Here is a 20,512-nt window from a genome sequence, read left to right on the forward strand (position 1 = left end):
TCAGTAAATGAGTTATAATTTAAATTGAAAAATATTTAATTAATGTTTATTTACATTATAACCCATTAAAGTTAATTTTGGGTATATTATTATGACTTCGCAATATGTATATCTAGTATGTTTAGCGTCTATTTATTAAAATAGAATAGAAATTTACCCAGAAAAGGTTATACAAGTCCAAACACCCACGTTGGCCTTAATTGTTAAACGTGAACAGGAAATCGATCAATTCAAGTCTAAGCCATTCTGGGAAGTATTTGCTGACTTTAAAATGGACAGCAAGAAATACCAAGGAAAATGGCAAAAGGACGACGAATCTAGAATAGATACCAAAGAGATGGCAGAAAATATAGCAGCTTTTTGCAAAGGAAAAGAAGCAGAAATAACGAAGATGGATACAGAACGAAAAGAGTTTCAACCACCGTTGTTATTTAATCTTTCATCCTTACAGGCAACAGTCAATAAGATTTATAAATATTCTCCGAAAATGACATTAGATATTGTACAAAGTCTGTACCAGAAGGGCATTGTCTCCTATCCTCGTTCCGATTCCAATTATGTAACGCCAGGGGAAGCAGAAAGCTTTCCAGAAATACTGGGTAAATTGAGCAAGCTGACAGAGTACGAATCACTTTTTCCGTTGCCAAAAGAAAGTATTATGAATAATAAACGGTTTGTGAACGAGAAGAAAGTTACCGATCACTATGCCATCATTCCAACGGAGCAAGTAACAAATCCAAGCCGCCTCACAAATGAGGAGAAAAATATCTATGATCTTATTGTTCGAAGATTAATTGCTGCCCATTATGACTCGGCCATTTTTGATTATACGACCATAAAAACCATGGTGGATAAGCGTGCTGAGTTCATCTCGAAAGGCAAACAACAAATCCAAGACGGCTGGAGAAAGGTTATTTTTCAGGAAGAGAAGGAAGAAAAAGATATCTTGCTTCCGAATGTATCCCAAGGCGATCAGGGAGAGGTGGCTAAGGTTAAGGTCAAGGAAGGGAAAACTCAGCCGCCAAAACGCTATACAGAAGGACAGTTGATCACGCTCATGAAGACTGCTGGGAAGCATTTGGATAATGATGAGCTTGAAAAGGTCCTCATGAAGACTGAAGGCCTCGGTACTGAAGCGACTCGTGCTGGGATCATTACGATGTTAAAAGACCGTAAGTATATTGATGTGAAGAAAAACTTGGTTTACGCAACTGACAAAGGAAAAGTGCTTATTCATGCGATTGGTGAAAAGATTCTTGCCTCACCGGAAATGACCGCAAAGTGGGAGCAGCGACTGCGGGAAATTGGTGAAGGAAAGGCATCCCCAGGTGCGTTTATGGAAAATGTGAAAAAGCTGTCGATGAAAATTATTGATGATGCAGTTGCTTCTTCAAATGAATGGAATTTTGAAGGTCTGGATACAGAATCCATTCAGGGTACTTCGAAGAATCGAAGGTCCCCAACATCGATGGGTGCATGCCGCATTTGCGGCGGGAAGGTCATTGATAAAGGAAAGTTTTATGGGTGTGCCAGCTACGCAAAAACAAAGTGTTCGTTTACAATATCGAAAAAAATCTTATCAAAAAACATTACGCAGGCAAATATTAAAAAGCTGTTGCAAACAGGGGAAACGGATGTAATCGAAGGATTTAAAAAAGGGGAAAAGACCTTTGCAGCAATTCTAGCATGGGAAGAAAACAGTAAGAAAATTAATATGAAATTCCCTGACCGAAATACAAAAGTGAGCGGCAGACAGGCCTAAAGACCTGATCTGCCAACTAAAAACAAGCTCCTGCTTGAATCGGGTTCTCGGATATAGTAAAATTTTAAGATGCGTTTGAATGGGAGGATAACTTGATGCCTACACCGAGCATGGAGGATTACATAGAACAAATCTATTTATTAATCGAGGAGAAAGGATATGCCAGGGTTTCCGATATTGCTGGTAATCTTTCAGTACATCCTTCTTCTGTCACGAAAATGGTGCAAAAACTGGACCAAGAAGAGTATTTAGTCTATGAAAAATACCGTGGACTCATCTTAACGCCTAATGGAAAGAAAATTGGAAAAAGGTTAGTTTACCGCCATGAATTATTAGAAAAGATGTTACGCTTAATCGGCGTCAAAGAAGAAAATATTTATCATGATGTTGAAGGAATTGAACATCATTTGAGTTGGAATGCTATCGATCGAATTGGCGACTTAGTCGAATTTTTTGAAGAATCGCCAAAAAGAATCGAAGAATTGGAAGTCATACAAAAGAAAAATACAAAGTAAGCAGCCTAAGCTGCTTTTTTTTTGGGGAAAAACAGCTTAATCATGAAACTTATCTTTTGTTTCTTCGTAAGAATAAGTAATGGATGGGAGTGTGACGATAAATGGTACATAACTGGCATAAGGAAGCACAAATGAAATGGGACGATTCTGCAAAGAACTGGGCAGCTAATTCCAAAGAAATGTGGGATGAAGGCAGCAGGAAAACAATTATTCCGTTTTTTGTAGAGCATATTCCTCTAGGCAAGGTCGTTGATTTAGGGTGTGGTGACGGATACGGATCATTAAAGCTTGCTCGAGCTGGGTTTCCCGTGATAGGTCTAGACTTGTCACAGAAAATGATTACAGAAGCAGCGGAGAAAACGAAGGAACAAGATAATCTTTCCTTTGTTCAAGGAGATTTGACGGCGCTTCCTTTTGAAACAGAAGAAGTCGACGCTGTCATGGCCATTAATTCCATCGAATGGACAGAAAATCCACTAGATGCCCTAAAGGAAATTAAACGTATTCTTAAACCCGGCGGATATGGATGTTTTGCTATCCTAGGACCTACATCCGGACCACGAGCAAACAGCTATCCTCGGCTTTACGATAAAAAAGTAATCATGAACACGATGCAGGCTTGGGAATTTCGGCAATTAGCTGAAGAAAATGGCTGGGAACTCGTCGCCGATAAAGGAGTACCCAAGCAAGGCGTCGACTACTCGAAACTAACACACCTTTCAAAAGACTTACAACAAGCACTCTCCTTTATGTGGTTGTTTGTTTTTAAGAAAGCTGAGCATCAGTAGATGGCATAGGAAAAGTACCTTAGATGGGAATCCAATTTGGGGGATGAGAGATTCCCCCTATTCAATTCAAATAAAGGGAGATGTGAGTAGTGGAGAAATATCATATTAATGAATTTATTACAAAAACAAAACAACAAGATAAAGGGCAGGGCCTGTTTGAATTAGAAACAGAACGGATCCTTGAAATTAATTTAGAAAACCAAATTTGGGCGAAGATGGGCTCGATGATATCTTATCGCGGCAATATCAAGTTTGAGCGTGAGGGAATCCTAGAACATGGACTAGGAAAAATGTTTAAAAAAGCGTTCACCGGTGAAGGAGCTTCCATCATGAAAGCGACAGGACAGGGAAAATTATATGTTGCAGATCAAGGAAAGAAAATCTCTATTCTAAATTTGGCTAATGAATCGATCTGTATAAATGGAAATGATCTGCTGGCTTTTGAATCCAGGTTGAAGTGGGATATTAAACTAATGCGGAAAATTGCTGGATTATTAGCCGGAGGGTTGTTTAACGTAAAAGTCGAAGGTACCGGGATGGTGGCTTTCACCACACATTATGAACCGCTCACTTTATTAGTTGAGCCGGGAGATGCCGTCTATACGGACCCCAATGCAACCGTTGCATGGTCAGGCCATCTTACTCCGGAATTTGTAACCGATGTATCCCTAAAGACATTTTTTGGCCGTGGAAGCGGGGAATCCGTACAAATGAAATTTGAAGGATCTGGATTCGTTGTCGTACAGCCTTTTGAGGAAGTCTATTTTTCAGAAAAACAATAACACCGTTACAGTTATTATGGGTGTGAGTGGGTGTGAGAGAATATGCTGAATGAATTAAGTGAAAATTGGAATAAGTATTGTAAAGAAGAAAATTTTATCGGAATTGGTTCGACTAGAAAAGTATATAGAGTCGACGAGTATGTGATTAAATTACATTTACATAAACTTGGTTATAAGCAATCCCAAAATGAATTACATATTTACAACGTAATGGCGGAAAAAGGGCTGCATGAGTTGTTTGCTAAAGTTTATTATGTAGACGAAACTATTTCGATTCAAAAATATTATCAACCTTTGCCATTAAAGAATCATCAATCATTTGAAATTGATGGGAACATTGATGCACAACTCATTCCGGATTTGTATGATGAAGTGTTAGAGTTATTAGACCAGGATTTTGATTGCTTTGATTTAAAGGACAGTTCTAATTACGGGATGAATGAACAAGGCAAACTTACCTTTATCGATTACGGTATGAGTAAAAAGTTATATACAAACTCATGGGTTCCGTTAGCAGAAGCAGGTATTATTCCACAAATTGACGTTGAGGTTTGTGGGATGTGTGGACTTAAGAAAGAACTGCGAATGTACGGAGATCATGATCATGATCAACGTTGTTATTCGTGTGGAAAGGAATAGCTTAATAGAAAAACGTTTGGATTTTTCCAAGCGTTTTTGTTATTTCAGGGCACAAGGTGAGGTAAATCTGTGAAAATAAGACGAAACGTGTACGGATTGAACAAAATGGGTATATTATGCGTAAAAGTGGGTTTATTATGGCATTATTTCATACAATTATTTCCAATTAACTGGAACTAAGTAATTAAGTGTATCTTTCCAATTGAAGGTAAGCAGAAAAGAGAAGATTTTGTGGTATAATAGTATAGAGAGGGAGTGGTATCGTGAGTAATAAAAACAAATTCGAGGCTGGAGATAAGGTTAACATTACTAGCACAGGTGAAGAAGTAACGATCAAAAAGTGGCACTATGTAGTAAATATGAAGAAGGTTTCATATGTTGTTAATGAACATCCCTCCACTTTTTACTTTGAGGATGAGCTAAAAAAAGCATAACCAAATAAAAAGGCTGTCTTTGCGTATTCGCTAGGACAGCCATTTTTCATTCCCATTCATATGGTGTTTGTTGGTAAACATAATAATTAAGCCAGTTGGAAAAGAGCAGACTGCAGTGGCTTTTCCAGCGATGTAATGGGATCTTCGATGAATCGTCTTTGGGATAATAATTTTCCGGAAGCTGCGTGGGAATTCCCCGTTCGTGATCTCTTACATATTCTGCTCCGAGCGTATCAGAGTCATATTCAAAATGGCCGGTGCTCATAATTCTTTTCCCATCCTTTGAAGCAATCAACAAAATTCCTGCTTGCTCTGATTCTGCGAGAACGCTTAATTCAGGGTGTTGTTTTAAAGCGTTAAAGTCGATGTCCGTGTATCGAGAATGCGGCGCCAAAAAGTGGTCATCAAATCCTCTGACAAGGAACTCGTTTGGATGCAATACCTCATGAGAAAATACTCCGAAACATTTATTGGGCAGTTCATATTTATTAATTTGATAATGATGATGCAGGGCAGCCTGAGCGCCCCAGCAAATATGGAGAGTAGAGGTAACATTTGTTGTGCTCCAATCCATAATTTCTTTCATTTCATCCCAGTAATCCACCTCTTCAAATTCCAACTTTTCAACAGGTGCCCCAGTAATAATCATTCCATCAAATTTTTTATTTTTAATTTCCGAAAAAGGCTCGTAAAATTGGTCAAGATGAAGTTTACTTGTGTTTTTTGCTTCATGAGTTATTAGTTTTAAAAAGGAAATATTTATTTGAATGGGTGTGTTCCCTAGATAACGGAGGAGATGAGCTTCCGTTTTTTCTTTTTCCGGCATAAGATTGAGAATAATGATATTCAGCGGCCGAATATCTTGTTTGGTGGCACGAGTTTCCGTCATCACAAATATATTTTCTCTCTCAAGTATTTCCTTAGCAGGCAGTTCAGATGGTATATTAATAGGCAAGGGGAAGCCTCCTTTTTCATAATAATTAAAGAAAAATCAATAGTTGTATTATATAGAAAATTCTTACGATTGTAACCTTTTTTGAAAAAGTTAGCGTACAACCTTTAAGATTTTAAGCAAAATGGTAAAATTGGAGCAATTTAAACAGGGCTATAGGGGTCGATAGACATAAATTAAATCTTAGAATGTGAGGTGCTTGTGAGTTGTTTGATCCAACAGCATTTGAAAATATGAAGGTAGTGGTAGAAGGAGCTGTTTACGACCATGATTTTTATGGAGATATAACAGTAACAAATCGACAAGATCTCGTTAATCTTGCTCATCTATCCAGGCAATTTATAATGGAAATGGAATTAAAAAATCCTCTTTCAGATACCCCTGTAATCGGAGTGGTCAGTCTGGGTGCCAACTTAAAAAATCTAAGTGCAGAACTGCTTCCCAATCAGTCACCATTGAACGAGGGTTCAACGATTACAGTGGCACTAAGAATGCAGCATCAGCTGGAAGGTATTCAAGGCGGACAGCTTCTTTCGATCATCGAAGGGATTTGGGGAAGCGATCGCCATATAGAGCTGAGCAATCATACATATCGAGATAATAAGAATAGCCAACTAACCTATACAACCGAATGTAAAATTTCATTTGGACGTTTGATTAAAGAAGAACAAATGGACGATCTAACGGATATGCTGGATACCTTAATCGAATCGTTAAAGAAAACGGATGTTTTTTTGAAGACGGCGACCCATATGTAAAATGTGCTGGCAAGGGTAGACTCGGAGCACTGATAATGGTTTTAGTTATGGGAATGAAGTAAAATTAAAGCAAATATAGAAGGAGTGTTGCTTGATGTCTATTTATGATTTCGAAGCGAAAAAAATTACTGGAGAAACGATTTCTCTTGAGGCATATAAGGGTAATGTCCTGCTCATTGTTAATACGGCGAGTAAATGCGGCTTTGCTCCTCAGTACGAAGAGCTGCAAACACTATTTTCACGTTATGAAGATCAAGGATTTACCGTTTTAGGTTTTCCCTGCAATCAGTTTATGGGGCAGGAGCCTGGTGATGAACTAGAAATTGATTCTTTTTGTAAATTGAATCACGGTGTAACGTTCCCAATGTTTGCGAAAGTAGATGTAAAGGGTGATCATGCGCATCCTCTTTTCACATATTTATCGGAACATGCTCCTGGTATGCTTGGTTCAAAAAAAATCAAATGGAACTTTACCAAATTTCTTGTTGACCGCGAAGGGAATATCGTAAATCGCTACGCACCTAAAACAAAACCATTTGAATTTGAAGATGAGATTACTAAACTTCTTAAATAAGCAGGACTTTTTAAATCCCGGTGCCAAATGGGCACCGGGATTTTTACTTTTTTTAGTGTTAACTGATCAATGAAATAGAAAACGGCGGATCAATTGAAGATGCCTTTCAATAGCACGACCCTATCGAAGCAATCAAGAAACGTATGTGTTAATTGGTTCCCTCGAACAACTGTACCGGAGCGGACGATTGACTAGTACAAAGTATATTCTCGGAAGCCTGTTAAGATCCATTAGTCAGTGCTGTTTGCGTTCATACTGAAGTTGAAACTCTTGGAATCAGCTGGTTCAATGAAAAATATGGACATCGTTCTGTTCTGGGCTAAAAAGTGCCTTCCATGGTAGAATAGGTAAGGTATCAAAAAGGAGCAGACTTATGAATCAATCAATTAGAGATGCCGAACAGTTTGTTAAAGAAAACCTTGGTCAAGATAGTACTGGTCATGATTGGTATCATTCAGATCGAGTGAGAAAGATAGCTGTACATATAGCGAAAAAGGAACAATTAGGTGATTGCTTTATCATCGAATTAGCTGCACTCTTGCATGATATTCCGGATGATAAGCTGCATGACAATAAAGAAACGGGACTGGCTCTTTTAGATAGTTGGTTTGGAAGGAATAATCTTGCCGACTGCCAAGTGAAAGAGATTAAACAGATAATTGATAGTATTTCATATAGCAAAGGGCAGAGGGATCTTCCATCGATAGAGGCTAAAATTGTTCAAGATGCAGATCGAATTGATGCACTTGGGGCCATAGGGATTGCCCGAACTTTTGCCTTTGGGGGTAAAAAAGGGCAACTGCTTTATGATCCAGCGATTTCTGTAAGAGATTCAATGAATAAAGAGGAATACCGGAATGGAACAAGTACGTCCATCCATCATTTCCATGAAAAGCTATTGAAGTTGTCTGATATGCTTCATACCGATACGGCAAAAGCGATAGCCAAGGAACGTCATCAATATATGGAAGAGTTTTTACAGCAATTTAATAAGGAATGGGATGTATTACTATGAAAGTATTCAGCATGGAGAAAATTAAAAAAACACAAGGTGATAAAACGATTTTTAATAACATTGCCTTTTCCATTTCAGAAGGTGACAAGATCGGTGTCTTGGGTGTTAATGGAACGGGAAAATCAACATTATTAAATATCATTTCAGGATCGGAAGACTACGATGAGGGAATGAAAGATCATCCAAATGATTATTCCATCTCCTACCTAGATCAGGATCCGGATTTTGATGAAGATTTAACGATTATGGAATACCTATACGCCAGTGACTCACCAGTATTTACCCTGATTAAGAACTACGAAAAAACCTTATTAGTTCTTCAAGAAGATCCTCAAGATTCGGCCGTACAGGATCGTCTATTACATTTACAGCAAAAGATGGATGAAATGGGCGCTTGGGAAACCAGTGCAGATGCCCGGACTTTTTTGACTAAACTTGGACTGCCTGACTTTTCAAGATCGTTATCGGAACTTTCAGGCGGTCAAAAAAAGCGGGCAGCGCTTGCTAAAACACTGATAGAAACGCCTGATTTACTTATTCTAGATGAACCGACAAACCATCTTGATTTTGAAAGTATTAAATGGCTGGAAGAATATCTGGCAAAGTATGCTGGTTCCGTTTTATTTGTTACACATGATCGGTACTTCTTAGATAATGTGGCTAAGAAGATTTGGGAAATAGAACAAGGAAATCTTTATGAATACAAAGGGAATTATGCTGATTTTCTTGAAGCCAAAGCGATCCGCGAAGAAAACGAATCGCAGGATAGAGCGAAAAAAGAAAACTTATTTAAAACAGAACTCGCATGGATTCGCAGGGGCGCGAAAGCACGTTCGACCAAACAAAAAGCTCGGATTCAACGGTTTGAGACACTTGAAGAAAATGTGAAAAATAAGACGAAACAAGAAAGTTTAGAAATTGGGCTCAGCGGAACACGGCTAGGTAAAAAAGTGATTGAATTAAAGGAGATCTCTAAATCCTTTACCAAGGATCCTCTTATTCAGTCTTTTTCATTCCTGTTTAAACCAGGCGATCGAATTGGGATTGTCGGAAGAAATGGTACGGGAAAATCAACATTATTAAATATTTTAGCCGGCACGATTCCAATAGATTCAGGTGAAATCGAAATTGGTCAAACAGTTAAAATCGGGTATTATACACAGGTAAACGAAGAGATTGATCCAGGTTTGAGAATGATTGAATACATTCGGAAGACAGCTGATTCTATCACGTTGAAAGATGGCAGCATTATAACGGCCGCACAAATGCTTGAAAAGTTCTTGTTCCCGCTTAATACGCATGGTACATTAATCCGCAAGCTTTCCGGCGGCGAAAAACGCAGACTGTTTTTATTGAAAATTTTAATGTCATCTCCAAATGTTCTGCTTTTAGATGAGCCGACGAATGATTTAGATACCCAGACATTGACCGTACTTGAGGATTACCTCCAAACTTTCCCGGGCGTCGTTGTGACAGTATCGCATGATCGCTATTTCCTCGATAAAACCTGTGATCATCTCTTTGTATTTAGAGCAGCAGGTACCATAGATTTCTACTATGGCGGCTATACGGACTTTCTTGAAGATGAAAAAGCAGAACAAGCGCCTGCACCAGTGAAGCGTCCCGTTGTTCAAGAACGTACGGAGAAAAAGAAAAAATTAACGTATGCAGAAAAGATTGAATGGGGAACCATTGAGGAAGATATGGAGAAAATTGAAGAACGACTGACTGCAATCACGTCTGAAATGGCGGTCGCCGGCAGTGACTTTGAGAAAATCCGACTATTGCTTGAAGAAGAGGCTCAGCTAACCGAAAAATTAGAGCAAACGATGGAAAGATGGGAATACCTAGCTGAGAAGCAAGAGGATCAATAAGTGAAAACGGCTTTCTAGACTTGTTCTGGAAGGTCGTATTTTTTTGAAGACAAGGTAAATGACAATATTTTCAACGCATGCGGATTATATGTGTTCACGAATGGAGTATGTTAAAATCGAGACATATAGATGTTTCGAAGCAATAAAGGAGAGATTAATGTGAATATATTATCGATTGAACCAACACCAAGTCCAAATACGATGAAAGTCAACTTATCAGAAGAACTGCCGGCTGGCAGAAGCAATAATTTTAAAAAGAACTTTGCTGACCAAGCGCCGCCATTAATTCAGGATATATTAAAGATTGATGGAGTTACGGGTGTCTACCACGTTGCCGACTTCCTTGCAGTAGAACGCAATGCGAAATATGATTGGCAGGATATCTTGATTCAAATACGGAAAATCTTTGGTGAAGAAATAACGGATGAATCGGCCAAAAAAATTCTTGATCATTTTGGAGAAGTATCGGTTTTAATTCAGCAATTTAAAGGGATTCCCATGCAAATAAAACTGAACGATGGCAGCAGTGAAAAAAGGTTTGCTATGCCTGAACACTTTGTTGTGGCAGTAAAAATGGCTCAGAATTTAGCGGACAATGTGGTTATGCTTCGCAAGTGGAAAGATTACGGGGTCCGTTATGGTGAACTAGATGCGATTGGTACAGAAGTGATGGAAGAATTGGTCGCTGCTTATCCACAAGAGCGTTTGGATCAACTGGTTGAGATTGGACAGAAGAGTACAGATAAATCATCAGCGCCTATAAAGAGGGAAAAGGTAAAGCTTACAGCAGAAATGCTTGAAAATGAAAGTTGGGAAAAACGCTATCAAGCTCTTGTTCAAATGGAAGATCCAACGGTTGAAGATTTGCCATTACTTAACAAGGCTTTAGCAGATACAAAGGTATCGATTCGCAGACAAACCGTAGTTTATTTGGGAATGATTGAAGATCCAATCGTATTACCATATCTTTATAAAGGCCTGACAGATAAAAATTCTGGTGTACGCAGAACGGCTGGAGACTGCTTATCAGATCTAGGTTTCCCTGAGGCTATGACTGAGATGGTTAAAGCACTTAAAGATAAAAATAAGCTAGTTCGCTGGAGAGCTGCCATGTTCTTGTATGAATCTGGTGATGAATCGGTCATTGAAGCGTTAAGAGAAGCAGAAAATGATCCTGAATTCGAAGTAGCGATGCAAGTAAAGATGGCGATTAATCGGATTGAAAACGGAGAAGAAGCAAAAGGATCTGTATGGAAGCAAATGACGGATTCACGACAGTAATAGAAAGACTTTCTTTCCATAAATGGAGGGAAAGTCCTTTTTTATTTTCTTGAATTATCGGTGTTTTCCGTTTATTCAGAAAAATAATTTACTAAAATATACGAATTTTCTTGAAATTATCCGAAAAGTTTTCTATATTGATAAGAAAACAAGGGGGAGAGACACAATGAAAAAAGACCTGAGAATCCGCAGTAAAGTCATCAGTGAAGGAGGACCAACCCGTGTACCTAACCGGGCCATGCTTCGGGCAGTCGGATTTACGGATGAAGATTTTAAAAAACCGATGATTGGCATTGCGAGCACATGGAGTGAAGTGACGCCGTGTAATATACATATTGATGAATTAGCTAGAAGAGCAAAAAAAGGGGCGCGTGACGCTGGCGGGGCGCCGATGATCTTTAATACGATTACCGTTTCCGATGGTATATCAATGGGAACAGAAGGAATGAGATATTCTCTTCCAAGCCGTGATTTGATTGCTGATTCAATTGAAACAGTCGTTGGCGGTGAGAGCCTGGATGGATTTGTCGCCATCGGCGGCTGTGATAAAAATATGCCAGGTTGTATGATGGCGATTGCCCGAATTAATCTGCCATCCATCTTCGTATATGGGGGAACCATTCGTCCTGGTAATATCAACGGAAAGAATATTGATATCGTTTCAGCCTTTGAAGGCGTGGGCGAATACAATGCAGGTACGTTGGATGAAGCCGGATTGAAAAAAGTAGAATGTAACGCTTGTCCAGGTGCAGGCTCATGTGGAGGAATGTATACAGCTAACACAATGGCAAGTGCGATTGAAGCAATGGGAATGAGTCTGCCGGGAAGTTCGTCTAATCCAGCTGAAACAGATCAAAAACAAGACGATTGTTACCGTGCCGGCGAGGCTGTGTATAGAATGCTTGAGCAAGACATCTACCCGCGGGATATCTTAACGAAAAAGGCCTTTGAAAATGCCATCACGATTGTTATGGCACTTGGCGGATCAACGAATGCTATTCTTCATCTGATGGCGATCGCTCATTCTGCTGAAGTCGATTTATCGCTGGAAGACTTTAACCGTCTGCAGAAAAAGGTACCGCATATTGCAGACTTACGTCCAAGCGGGCAATATGTCATGGAAGATCTTCATAAAATCGGTGGAATTCCCGCTGTGATGAAGCATTTGTTGAAAGCTGGATTACTTCACGGTGACTGTTTAACGGTAACAGGGAAAACCATTGCTGAAAACTTAGAAGAATTCCCTGATTTCGAAGAAGGCCAAAAAATTATTTCACCCGTTGAACAACCGCTGTACCCCGATGGTCCGCTTGTTATATTGAAAGGAAATCTGGCTCCAGAAGGTGCCGTTGCAAAAGTGTCCGGTCTTAAGGTGAGAAGTATGACTGGTACGGCTAAAGTATTTGATGACGAGCCAAGTGCAACCGAGGCGATTCTAAATGATGATGTGGTTGCAGGGGATGTAGTCGTCATTCGCTATGAAGGTCCTAAAGGAGGACCAGGAATGCCAGAAATGCTCTCTATCTCCGGAATTTTGGTTGGAAAAGGGTTAGGAGAATCAGTTGCCTTGCTGACTGATGGCCGTTTCTCAGGTGGTACACATGGCTTGGTTATTGGTCATATTGCACCAGAAGCACAAGTTGGAGGTCCAATTGGGCTCATTCAAACAGGTGATATTATCACAATAGATTCTGATAAACAATTGCTTGAAGTTAATCTTTCTGAACAAGAATTACAAGCGCGGAAATTAGATTGGAAAGCTCCTAAGCTAGTTGCTAGAGGGCAGCTTGCTAAATTTGCCCGTCTAGTCTCTTCTGCTTCAAAAGGTGCAGTAACAGATGCCTTTGAAGATGAAACAGCACCAGAACCACAAAAGGTTAAGTGAAGGAAAGGCGTCCAATCTAAGGACGCCTTTCTTGTATTCTATACTTGATGTACGGTATGCTTATGATACATAGGAATTTAAGAGGAGGAAGAAATAATTATGTCTAGTGCATATGATGAATATATGAAGGAAGTAGTAAAGCCGATGCGTGCGGAGTTGACGAATGCAGGGTTTAAGGAACTGACTACACCTGAGGCTGTAGAAGACTTTATTGAAGGTGTAGAAGGAACAACGCTTGTCGTAGTTAATTCCGTGTGCGGCTGTGCTGCTGGTCTTGCACGTCCAGCGGCCACACAGGCTGTTCTGCAATCAGAGAAAAAACCGGATCATTTGGTGACGGTTTTTGCTGGTCAGGATAAAGAAGCAACAGCTAAAATGCGTGAGGTCTTTGGTAATATTGAGCCATCTTCTCCTTCAATGGCATTACTGAAAGGAAAAGAAGTAGTTCACTTTATTCCTCGTTATGATATTGAAGGACAGCCAATGGAAGAGATTATGGGGAATTTACTGACGGCGTTTAATCAAGTTAAATGAGATTCAGCAAAGGAGAATGGTCAGTCCATTCTCCTTTGCTATGCCAGTTAAGAGAAGCAAGGAGTGGCAATATGTTTGTAACGACCGCTGGACGGACAAATCCGGAAATGGTTAACCAGGCGAAGAGTTTAGCAGATGAGTTAAGTGTCATGTATATAAAACGTGAAAAGCGTTCGATAAAGGACTTACAGAATCAACATGGTGATGAGTGTTTAGTTGTAGGGAAAAACAGGCTGGAACTTCACAAAATAGGAACGGCAGAACCTTTCTTTTTCCATCCTAATATCGCGATGCTTAGATTAAAGCGGCTTTTGCAAGGAGAAGTGGATCCCTATTTGGCAGCAGCAGGGATACAAAAGGGGAGCAGTGTGCTTGATTGTACGCTTGGCCTTGGTTCAGACGCAATCATCGCGAGCTTTGCAGCAGGAGAAATTGGTTCGGTTGTTGCTATAGAAGCGGATCCAGCCATCGCCTGCATCGTCAGAAACGGCTTGAATCAATGGCAGGATGTCCAAAATGATATCCAAGAAGCCATGAAACGGATTGAAATTAGAACAGGTCATCATCTCGATATCTTAAAAACCATACCGGATCAAAGTTATGATGTTGTATATTTTGATCCAATGTTCGAAGAAAGTGTACGTGAATCCAACGGTATCCGCGGATTAACTCATTTTGCGTCGAGAGAGGATCTGACTGAAGCCGCTTTAAAGGAAGCGAAACGTGTGGCTGTAAACAGAGTTGTGTTAAAAGATCATTATAGAAGTACACGCTTTAATCAATTTGGTTTTACCGTTATTAAAAGAAAAACATCAACATTTCATTATGGATTTATAGAAACGAACACTTAAGAGAGGCCGGCTGCGTGTGCAGTCAGCTTTTTTTTGTTGAAATAAGTGCTCAAAGTTAAAGCTAAATAATAGGATTAATTTAGCTCTAGTAAACTTAACTGTGCAGAATAGTAGGATAAGTGTGCAAAACAGAGTAGTTTCTGTGCAGATGCAGCTCATTTCTGTGCAAAATAAGCCCAAAAGTGTGCAAACCAATCGTTTTTCTGTGCAAAGCCATCGTTTCAGCTTGAGTGAAGTTGTTATATGCGGCAAGCTATACAAAGAAAGCGGCTGTCGAGGTTTCTCGACAGCCGTTTGGGCTTATTTATAATCTTCTTTATTTAAACCAATGGCGGTTCCTTCACGACTTGAATCGGCTGCACCGTGCATGAGGCCAGTTTCAGGATCGATTTGGATGGCTTGCACATTTCCAATGGAGTGAGGCTTTTCATTAAAGACAAAGCCCATTCCTTCAAGATGCCCTTTGCTGTCCATGTCCATTCCAGCTTCCCATTCAATATGAGGTCCCATTGGTGTGAAAATTCGCGGTTCTTCTATTGCTGATTTTAAATCCATATTAAAATCAAGGACATTGAGAATTGTCTGTGAAACTGAACTAATAATGGTTGAGCCGCCCGGTGAACCTAATGTAAGAACCGGTTTTTTATCCTTAAATATAATGGTAGGACTTTTACCGCTTACCGGACGTTTTCCTGGTTCTACCTGGTTCATTCCGCCGGGAACTGAATCAAAATCGGTCAGTTCATTATTGAGTATAAAGCCGTAATCAGAAACCATGATTCCAGAACCAAATGGATGTTCTACGGTTGAGGTACAAGCAACGATATTCCCCCAACGATCCATTACCGTAAAGTGAGTGGTTTCGCTTTGTTCCTTATCGTCAGGCTGAGGTACGAATTCTCGCTGAGTTACAGTGTCGTATTTCCAAGGGTTGCCAAAGTCGATTTTGTTGTTTCGGTTTTTAAAGTTAATGAAGCTGCGGCGTTTTTCAAGATATTCTTTGTTAAATAGTCCTTGTAAGGGTAATTCTGCATATTCAGGGACAGCTAAGAATGCTTTTTTATCGGAGAATGCGAGTCGCATTGCTTCGGCAATTAGGTAGTAACGTTCCCATGCTCTAGGTTCGTATTGTTCAATCTTGAACTCTTCAAGAATTTTCAAGATTTGCAGTACAGAAAAACCACCTGCACTTGGAGCATTTGTTGAGGCTATTTGATAGCCCTTATAGTCAGCCCAAAGGGGATCGTCAATCGTAATTTGATAATTTTCTAAATCGGATAATTCCATAATTCCGCCATGCTTTTTAATGGTTGAAATAATGGCTTTCCCGATTTCCCCACTATAGAAGGCATCGATTCCATCACGTTGAAGTATGCGATAGGTATCTGCTAGTTTTTCTTTTTTAAGCACGTCGCCTTCTTTCATTTTCCGTCCTTCTGGCATAAATAACTGTTTTGCATCGTCACCTAGACGGTAGGTAAAGTTTTCAACAGCATCACAGAAAACCCAGTTAACCGGTACTCCTTCTTCGGCAACTTTTATCGATGGTTCAATTATATCTTTAAGTGACATCGTACCATGGTCTTTTAGTGCAGCGTCCATCGCTTTTAAAATACCTGGAATGCCAATTGCGCTTGCCTTGGTTGAACGTTCACGAAAGGGGATGACTTCACCCTGTTCATCTAAAAATAGTTCTGGTGTGGCTGCTTGTGGAGCACGTACATGACCGTCATAGATCTTTACGGTATCTTTTTCTTGATGATAAACCATCATGAATCCGCTGCCTCCAATGCCTGTCATCATGGGTTCAACGATATTAAGGGCAAACTGAATAGCGACAGCAGCATCAACAGCATTCCCGCCTTGAAGGAGGATTTTTTCTCCGATTTTTGATGCGACAGGATGAGCGGAAACAACCATTCCAGCATTCCCGGTATCAGTCTCTCTTTCGTAAGAACAATTAGTAGACCTGCCCATATACTTTTTTTCATTAGATTCCATTATATAAACCTCCTGGATGCGATTGTGTTAGTAAGTTGCGAGAAAGGATGTATGAACTAACTAACCCCTGTCGATAGGACAGGGGTTTTTGTACGAATCATACACAGAAATTCAGTCTGCAATGGTTAAGTAAACAAAATACATTAACATAACAATACATAAAATTGCGATGATGATAGACCCGTCCATGCTACCCCTCCTTGTTCCCCAGAAAATGACTGCAGTATGTATTCTTTGTCCGAAGACAGCTGGAGCGCAAGCTGATTACAGTTTCTTTCTCTCTTTATTTATATCCTTTTGCAGCATATTTAAAACCTCTGTAAAAAATATTCGTTTTTTAACGAAAACCGAAGTATACTAGATTGTAAGAATTGTTAAAAAATTAGTAGATACGGTAATTCAATATTCCTCTACATAAGGAGTCTTGTTATGAAAAATACTAAATGGTTGAAAAAGAGCTTTGTAGTCCTCATTTCTGTTCTGACCTTCGGAATGGTTTCACCGGCTGATCTAACTTGGTTCGGTGAGGATGACAGCGCGAAAGCTCAAAAAAAGGATGCTATAGAGGGATCACAAACATTTCAATATGAGGCAGACATAGAGAAAGATCAAACGGAGATTCCATATGATCAATTTATTGAATCGATGATGATAAAAGCAGAAGAAAATGCGTATATGAAATTTGGAGAAAAGATTAAACCGAAAATTGAACTGGAATTTAAGTCTGCCATTCTTCCGAAAATAGAGAATGCTATTCAAGAAATGGCTGAGCAATATCCTGAAGAAAAACTAACAGCCTTATCCATAACTGAGGAACCGGCTTCAGGAAGAGGCGAAAAGATTTTCCACATTTATAACCAAACAAACGGAGAAGATACGATTCGGTTTCATGTCCGGCAGGAGAATCCGCCGCAAGAGGGATATTGGTTTGATTTTCATTACCATACATATCATGATAATTTTGTGGAGCATCATGAGCTGGGGAAAATATATTGGGATAAAAATACACCTCCTAAATGGGAAAACAGAGAAAAAATCCTTTCTTAATAGATTAATAAAAAAATCGATTTGAATTTTTAACTTAGCAGGAGTATGATAATTGTTATTCCTTCTAGGTTAATTTTTTATTTTTACAAAACCTGGACAATCTATTACAAGGGAGTAAGGCTGGCATGATATCAAGTATTATCGACACATATGCTCAATTTTTTGACTGGAGTATGTGGGTGCAAGTATTATCTGACCCTGTAAGCTGGGGATTAATAGGAACATTGGTTGTGTTAGAAGGTCTGCTCTCGGCGGACAATGCGCTTGTACTGGCCGTTATGGTTAAACATTTACCAGAAAAGCAGCGGAAAAAAGCGTTGTTTTATGGATTACTGGGTGCATATGTATTCAGATTCATTGCGATTGGAATTGGCGTTTATCTTATAAAGCTGTGGTTTGTTAAAGTACTGGGAGCTGCGTATCTTGCATGGCTGGCCATTAAGTACTTTATCGATAAACGTAATGGCAGCGGTGAAGATGATGAAGGCAAAGGAATGAGCAAGGAAGGGTTCTTAATCCGCACATTTGGCGCGCTTTGGGGAACCGTGATCATGGTCGAGATGATGGATATCGCTTTCTCTGTTGACAGTGTATTAGCTGCTTTTGGAGTAAGTGAGCAAGTTTGGGTACTTCTATTAGGCGGTATGATTGGTGTTCTAATGATGAGAGGAATTGCAGGTGTATTTCTTAAATTAATTGAGAAAATACCAGAACTTGAAACAGCTGCGTATGTATTAATTGCAATTATAGCTGCAAAAATGCTGCTTTCTGTCGTAGGTATTGAAATTTCTCATATTGCGTTCTTTATTCTCCTCATTATTACATTTGGGATTACTATATTCATTCACTTTAAAAATGAAAGAAAAAAGGCAGTCTAACGTGAAAGAGCTGATCCGAATGGATCAGCTCTTTTTGTCGTCGGGAAGCTGTTTGCAAAAGTAAAAATATAACGCCGTAAACGATAAAAAAAAGGTAATAGGAACGATGTATGAAATGCGAAGAGAATCAACCAATGGATAAAGCAGTAAACCTAAAATAATAGAAAAAATAAACAAATCCAGAAACACGAAAATTTTCAAGGAAAAGACGTCCACTACTTCTTGAGCTAGTTCAGGGTGGTCTTGCAGCATTTTTTGTTTGTTATATAGTCTCATAGTATCACCACATCCGTTGTTATACTCAATCATATGTCAACTGGGCGAGGAGTGTTACACGAAGATTCGAATTTCCAAAAATTCACGAATTAAGGACTTCCGCAGCCATGGTATACTTATAGAATTAAAGAATAGGTAAGGGGTTAGGAGAGTCCGGAATGAAAAGGAGATTGATTGTCTTTTTGTTAACCGTTATCATTATTTTATTTTCGATATTTTCAATCTATTCCTTTTCCGCTGCGTCGGAAAATGGCGTAAGCTGGTCCGAGCTTCCTGTTAAACATGCTTTGAAAACATCTCCGATTCTTCAGGGGAATAGCGGACTTCAGGAGCTTTTTTTATTTCCAAAAGGAAATTTTTCTACAGCGGGAGCGCTTTCCATCGTTGAGAGAGTCAGTTATCTTCCCGAAGATCTACTTAATAAATTAAATCAGGATCGAATTAAGATTCAGTTATTTACGGGTGATTTAACGGATCATTCGGGGGCTCGCTATTTAAAGGGAACGACTCCGCGCGGGTACCTTAATCAAGAAACAACTTGGGATGACGTACCTGGAATGGGTGGTTCTAGAATCGTTTATGTGAAAATTGGAGCAAGCGGGAAGGGACAGGGGCATGGTTCTGTTAATCTAGAACTTCATGAACTTGCTCATACGATTGATAAAATGGTGTACGGAGAAATCCATGATAAGGAAACTTTTTTGAGTGCTTGGGAAAAAGAGGTTACTAGCTTATTTCCTGGACAAGCCTATTTTCATAGCTACCCAGAGGAATATTTTGCAGAAACCTTTGCTATGTATTACCTGAATACAGAAGAAAAAGAAATCCTTAAGCGTAAAGCCCCTCTCACTTACATCTTTATCGGAAAATTGTAGATTTATCTGCTAGCTGGTAAAATAGAGACGAATGTTAGTGAAAAGGGTGGGATATCATGAAACAATATTTAGATTTATGCAATCATGTTCTTCAAAATGGGACTGAAAAAGGTGATCGTACGGGGACAGGAACAATTAGCACCTTCGGTTATCAAATGCGATTTAACCTTAAAGAGGGATTTCCGCTCCTAACAACAAAAAAATTAAGCTTAAAGGCAATTATTCATGAATTGCTATGGTTTCTACAGGGAGATACTAATGTTAAGTACCTTCAAGAAAATAATGTGCGAATTTGGAATGAATGGGCAGATGAATCTGGTGATCTGGGCCCTATCTATGGACACCAATGGCGTTCTTGGGGAACAGCAGATGGAAAACAAATAGACCAGATTTCAGAGGTCATTGATCAAATAAAGAATAATCCTGATTCTCGGCGGTTGATTGTGAACGCCTGGAATGTAGGTGAATTATCAGAAATGGCATTGCCGCCTTGTCATGCATTTTTTCAATTTTATGTTGCAGATGGGAAACTAAGCTGTCAGCTGTACCAGCGGTCCGCTGATGTCTTTTTAGGTGTTCCGTTTAATATTGCCTCATATGCCCTATTAACACTGATGGTTGCACAGGTATGTGATCTAGAGCCAGGAGACTTTGTTCATTCATTTGGAGATGTACATATCTATAACAATCATATAGATCAAGTTAACCTGCAGCTGACTCGCGATCCACTACCGCTGCCAGTCATGAAGCTGAATCCTGAAGTGAAAGATATCTTTGCTTTTAAATATGAA

Annotated in this window: 20 protein-coding genes and 1 pseudogene; 19 read left to right on the forward strand and 2 right to left on the reverse strand. The window is 39.4% G+C overall.

The features are described 5' to 3' along the window. Positions 1-172 precede the first annotated feature (172 nt). From AC52RT_RS04315 to AC52RT_RS04340, 6 genes and pseudogenes are all read left to right on the forward strand, one after another. A pseudogene (locus AC52RT_RS04315) lies at positions 173-1,762 on the forward strand (type IA DNA topoisomerase); the annotation flags it as partial. A 95-nt stretch (positions 1,763-1,857) separates the two neighbouring features. Continuing rightward, positions 1,858-2,277 (forward strand): transcriptional regulator MntR, encoded by a 420-nt coding sequence (gene mntR / locus AC52RT_RS04320; protein WP_340846174.1) that lies wholly within the window; start codon positions 1,858-1,860, stop codon positions 2,275-2,277. Between the two features lie 101 nt (positions 2,278-2,378). Further along, the gene (locus AC52RT_RS04325) at positions 2,379-3,065 is read left to right on the forward strand and encodes a class I SAM-dependent methyltransferase (protein WP_495539610.1); all 687 of its coding nucleotides are present in this window, start codon (positions 2,379-2,381) and stop codon (positions 3,063-3,065) included. Between the two features lie 89 nt (positions 3,066-3,154). After that, entirely contained in the window at positions 3,155-3,847 is a 693-nt protein-coding gene (locus AC52RT_RS04330) for an AIM24 family protein (RefSeq protein ID WP_495539611.1), read from the forward strand. A gap of 42 nt (positions 3,848-3,889) precedes the next feature. Then, complete coding sequence (locus AC52RT_RS04335) at positions 3,890-4,486, forward strand: protein kinase (RefSeq protein WP_495539612.1); 597 nt, start codon at positions 3,890-3,892, stop codon at positions 4,484-4,486. A 263-nt stretch (positions 4,487-4,749) separates the two neighbouring features. Then, a complete protein-coding gene (locus AC52RT_RS04340) occupies positions 4,750-4,920 on the forward strand; it encodes a hypothetical protein (RefSeq protein ID WP_495539613.1) in 171 nt (56 codons plus the stop codon). Between the two features lie 46 nt (positions 4,921-4,966). Here the strand turns inward: AC52RT_RS04340 and metA are convergent, their stop codons facing one another. Next, on the reverse strand, positions 4,967-5,875 hold the full coding sequence (metA, locus tag AC52RT_RS04345) for a homoserine O-acetyltransferase MetA (protein ID WP_495539614.1): 909 nt from the start codon (positions 5,873-5,875) through the stop codon (positions 4,967-4,969). Between the two features lie 203 nt (positions 5,876-6,078). On the opposite strand from metA, the gene AC52RT_RS04350 reads away from it, so the two are divergent. From AC52RT_RS04350 to AC52RT_RS04390, 9 genes are all read left to right on the forward strand, one after another. Further along, a complete protein-coding gene (locus AC52RT_RS04350; RefSeq protein ID WP_495539615.1) occupies positions 6,079-6,630 on the forward strand; it encodes a hypothetical protein in 552 nt (183 codons plus the stop codon). A 94-nt stretch (positions 6,631-6,724) separates the two neighbouring features. Continuing rightward, positions 6,725-7,204, forward strand: a complete 480-nt coding sequence (locus AC52RT_RS04355; RefSeq protein WP_495539616.1) for a glutathione peroxidase — start codon at positions 6,725-6,727, stop codon at positions 7,202-7,204. 373 nt (positions 7,205-7,577) lie between these two features. Then, entirely contained in the window at positions 7,578-8,219 is a 642-nt protein-coding gene (locus tag AC52RT_RS04360) for an HD domain-containing protein (RefSeq protein ID WP_495539617.1), read from the forward strand. Next, positions 8,216-10,093, forward strand: coding sequence for an ABC-F family ATP-binding cassette domain-containing protein (locus AC52RT_RS04365; RefSeq protein ID WP_495539618.1), 1,878 nt, complete (start codon positions 8,216-8,218; stop codon positions 10,091-10,093). The genes AC52RT_RS04360 and AC52RT_RS04365 overlap by 4 nt, the downstream gene beginning before the upstream one ends. Before the next feature lie 159 nt (positions 10,094-10,252). Further along, positions 10,253-11,374: a conserved virulence factor C family protein gene (locus AC52RT_RS04370; protein WP_495539619.1), complete on the forward strand. Its 1,122-nt coding sequence runs from the start codon at positions 10,253-10,255 to the stop codon at positions 11,372-11,374. 166 nt (positions 11,375-11,540) lie between these two features. Then, positions 11,541-13,259 (forward strand): dihydroxy-acid dehydratase, encoded by a 1,719-nt coding sequence (ilvD, locus tag AC52RT_RS04375; RefSeq protein WP_495539620.1) that lies wholly within the window; start codon positions 11,541-11,543, stop codon positions 13,257-13,259. A 99-nt stretch (positions 13,260-13,358) separates the two neighbouring features. Next, the gene (locus AC52RT_RS04380) at positions 13,359-13,793 is read left to right on the forward strand and encodes a BrxA/BrxB family bacilliredoxin (RefSeq protein WP_495539621.1); all 435 of its coding nucleotides are present in this window, start codon (positions 13,359-13,361) and stop codon (positions 13,791-13,793) included. A 71-nt stretch (positions 13,794-13,864) separates the two neighbouring features. Continuing rightward, the gene (locus tag AC52RT_RS04385; protein ID WP_495539622.1) at positions 13,865-14,644 is read left to right on the forward strand and encodes a class I SAM-dependent methyltransferase; all 780 of its coding nucleotides are present in this window, start codon (positions 13,865-13,867) and stop codon (positions 14,642-14,644) included. Between the two features lie 121 nt (positions 14,645-14,765). Next, positions 14,766-14,954 (forward strand): hypothetical protein, encoded by a 189-nt coding sequence (locus AC52RT_RS04390; RefSeq protein WP_495539623.1) that lies wholly within the window; start codon positions 14,766-14,768, stop codon positions 14,952-14,954. Here AC52RT_RS04390 and ggt read toward each other — a convergent pair. Beyond that, complete coding sequence (gene ggt / locus AC52RT_RS04395; protein ID WP_495539624.1) at positions 14,945-16,645, reverse strand: gamma-glutamyltransferase; 1,701 nt, start codon at positions 16,643-16,645, stop codon at positions 14,945-14,947. The genes AC52RT_RS04390 and ggt overlap by 10 nt on opposite strands. A 429-nt stretch (positions 16,646-17,074) precedes the next feature. Here ggt and AC52RT_RS04400 point away from each other — a divergent pair, with 429 nt between their 5' ends. The 4 genes from AC52RT_RS04400 to AC52RT_RS04415 all read left to right on the forward strand — a co-directional run. Continuing rightward, a complete protein-coding gene (locus tag AC52RT_RS04400; protein WP_495539625.1) occupies positions 17,075-17,692 on the forward strand; it encodes a YpjP family protein in 618 nt (205 codons plus the stop codon). 125 nt (positions 17,693-17,817) lie between these two features. Continuing rightward, positions 17,818-18,570 carry a TerC family protein gene (locus AC52RT_RS04405; RefSeq protein ID WP_495539626.1) on the forward strand — a complete coding sequence of 251 codons (753 nt, stop codon included), beginning with the start codon at positions 17,818-17,820 and terminating at the stop codon, positions 18,568-18,570. Positions 18,571-19,004: 434 nt separating this feature from the next. Continuing rightward, positions 19,005-19,721, forward strand: a complete 717-nt coding sequence (locus AC52RT_RS04410) for an anthrax toxin lethal factor-related metalloendopeptidase (RefSeq protein ID WP_495539627.1) — start codon at positions 19,005-19,007, stop codon at positions 19,719-19,721. 56 nt (positions 19,722-19,777) lie between these two features. After that, the coding region (locus tag AC52RT_RS04415; protein ID WP_495539628.1) for a thymidylate synthase at positions 19,778-20,512 on the forward strand (735 nt) is incomplete at its 3' end.

This window comes from Peribacillus sp., assembly GCF_059453735.1.

Bases quoted from the DNA above. Each gene is read 5' to 3' on its own strand.
- AC52RT_RS04385 (WP_495539622.1), top strand. From the start codon at position 13,865: ATGTTTGTAACGACCGCTGGACGGACAAATCCGGAAATGGTTAACCAG.
- AC52RT_RS04410 (WP_495539627.1), top strand. From the start codon at position 19,005: ATGAAAAGGAGATTGATTGTCTTTTTGTTAACCGTTATCATTATTTTA.
- AC52RT_RS04360 (WP_495539617.1), top strand. From the start codon at position 7,578: ATGAATCAATCAATTAGAGATGCCGAACAGTTTGTTAAAGAAAACCTT.
- ggt (WP_495539624.1), bottom strand. From the start codon at position 16,645: ATGGAATCTAATGAAAAAAAGTATATGGGCAGGTCTACTAATTGTTCT.
- AC52RT_RS04380 (WP_495539621.1), top strand. From the start codon at position 13,359: ATGTCTAGTGCATATGATGAATATATGAAGGAAGTAGTAAAGCCGATG.
- ilvD (WP_495539620.1), top strand. From the start codon at position 11,541: ATGAAAAAAGACCTGAGAATCCGCAGTAAAGTCATCAGTGAAGGAGGA.
- AC52RT_RS04355 (WP_495539616.1), top strand. From the start codon at position 6,725: ATGTCTATTTATGATTTCGAAGCGAAAAAAATTACTGGAGAAACGATT.
- AC52RT_RS04400 (WP_495539625.1), top strand. From the start codon at position 17,075: ATGAAAAATACTAAATGGTTGAAAAAGAGCTTTGTAGTCCTCATTTCT.
- AC52RT_RS04405 (WP_495539626.1), top strand. From the start codon at position 17,818: ATGATATCAAGTATTATCGACACATATGCTCAATTTTTTGACTGGAGT.
- AC52RT_RS04335 (WP_495539612.1), top strand. From the start codon at position 3,890: ATGCTGAATGAATTAAGTGAAAATTGGAATAAGTATTGTAAAGAAGAA.
- mntR (WP_340846174.1), top strand. From the start codon at position 1,858: ATGCCTACACCGAGCATGGAGGATTACATAGAACAAATCTATTTATTA.
- AC52RT_RS04325 (WP_495539610.1), top strand. From the start codon at position 2,379: ATGGTACATAACTGGCATAAGGAAGCACAAATGAAATGGGACGATTCT.
- AC52RT_RS04365 (WP_495539618.1), top strand. From the start codon at position 8,216: ATGAAAGTATTCAGCATGGAGAAAATTAAAAAAACACAAGGTGATAAA.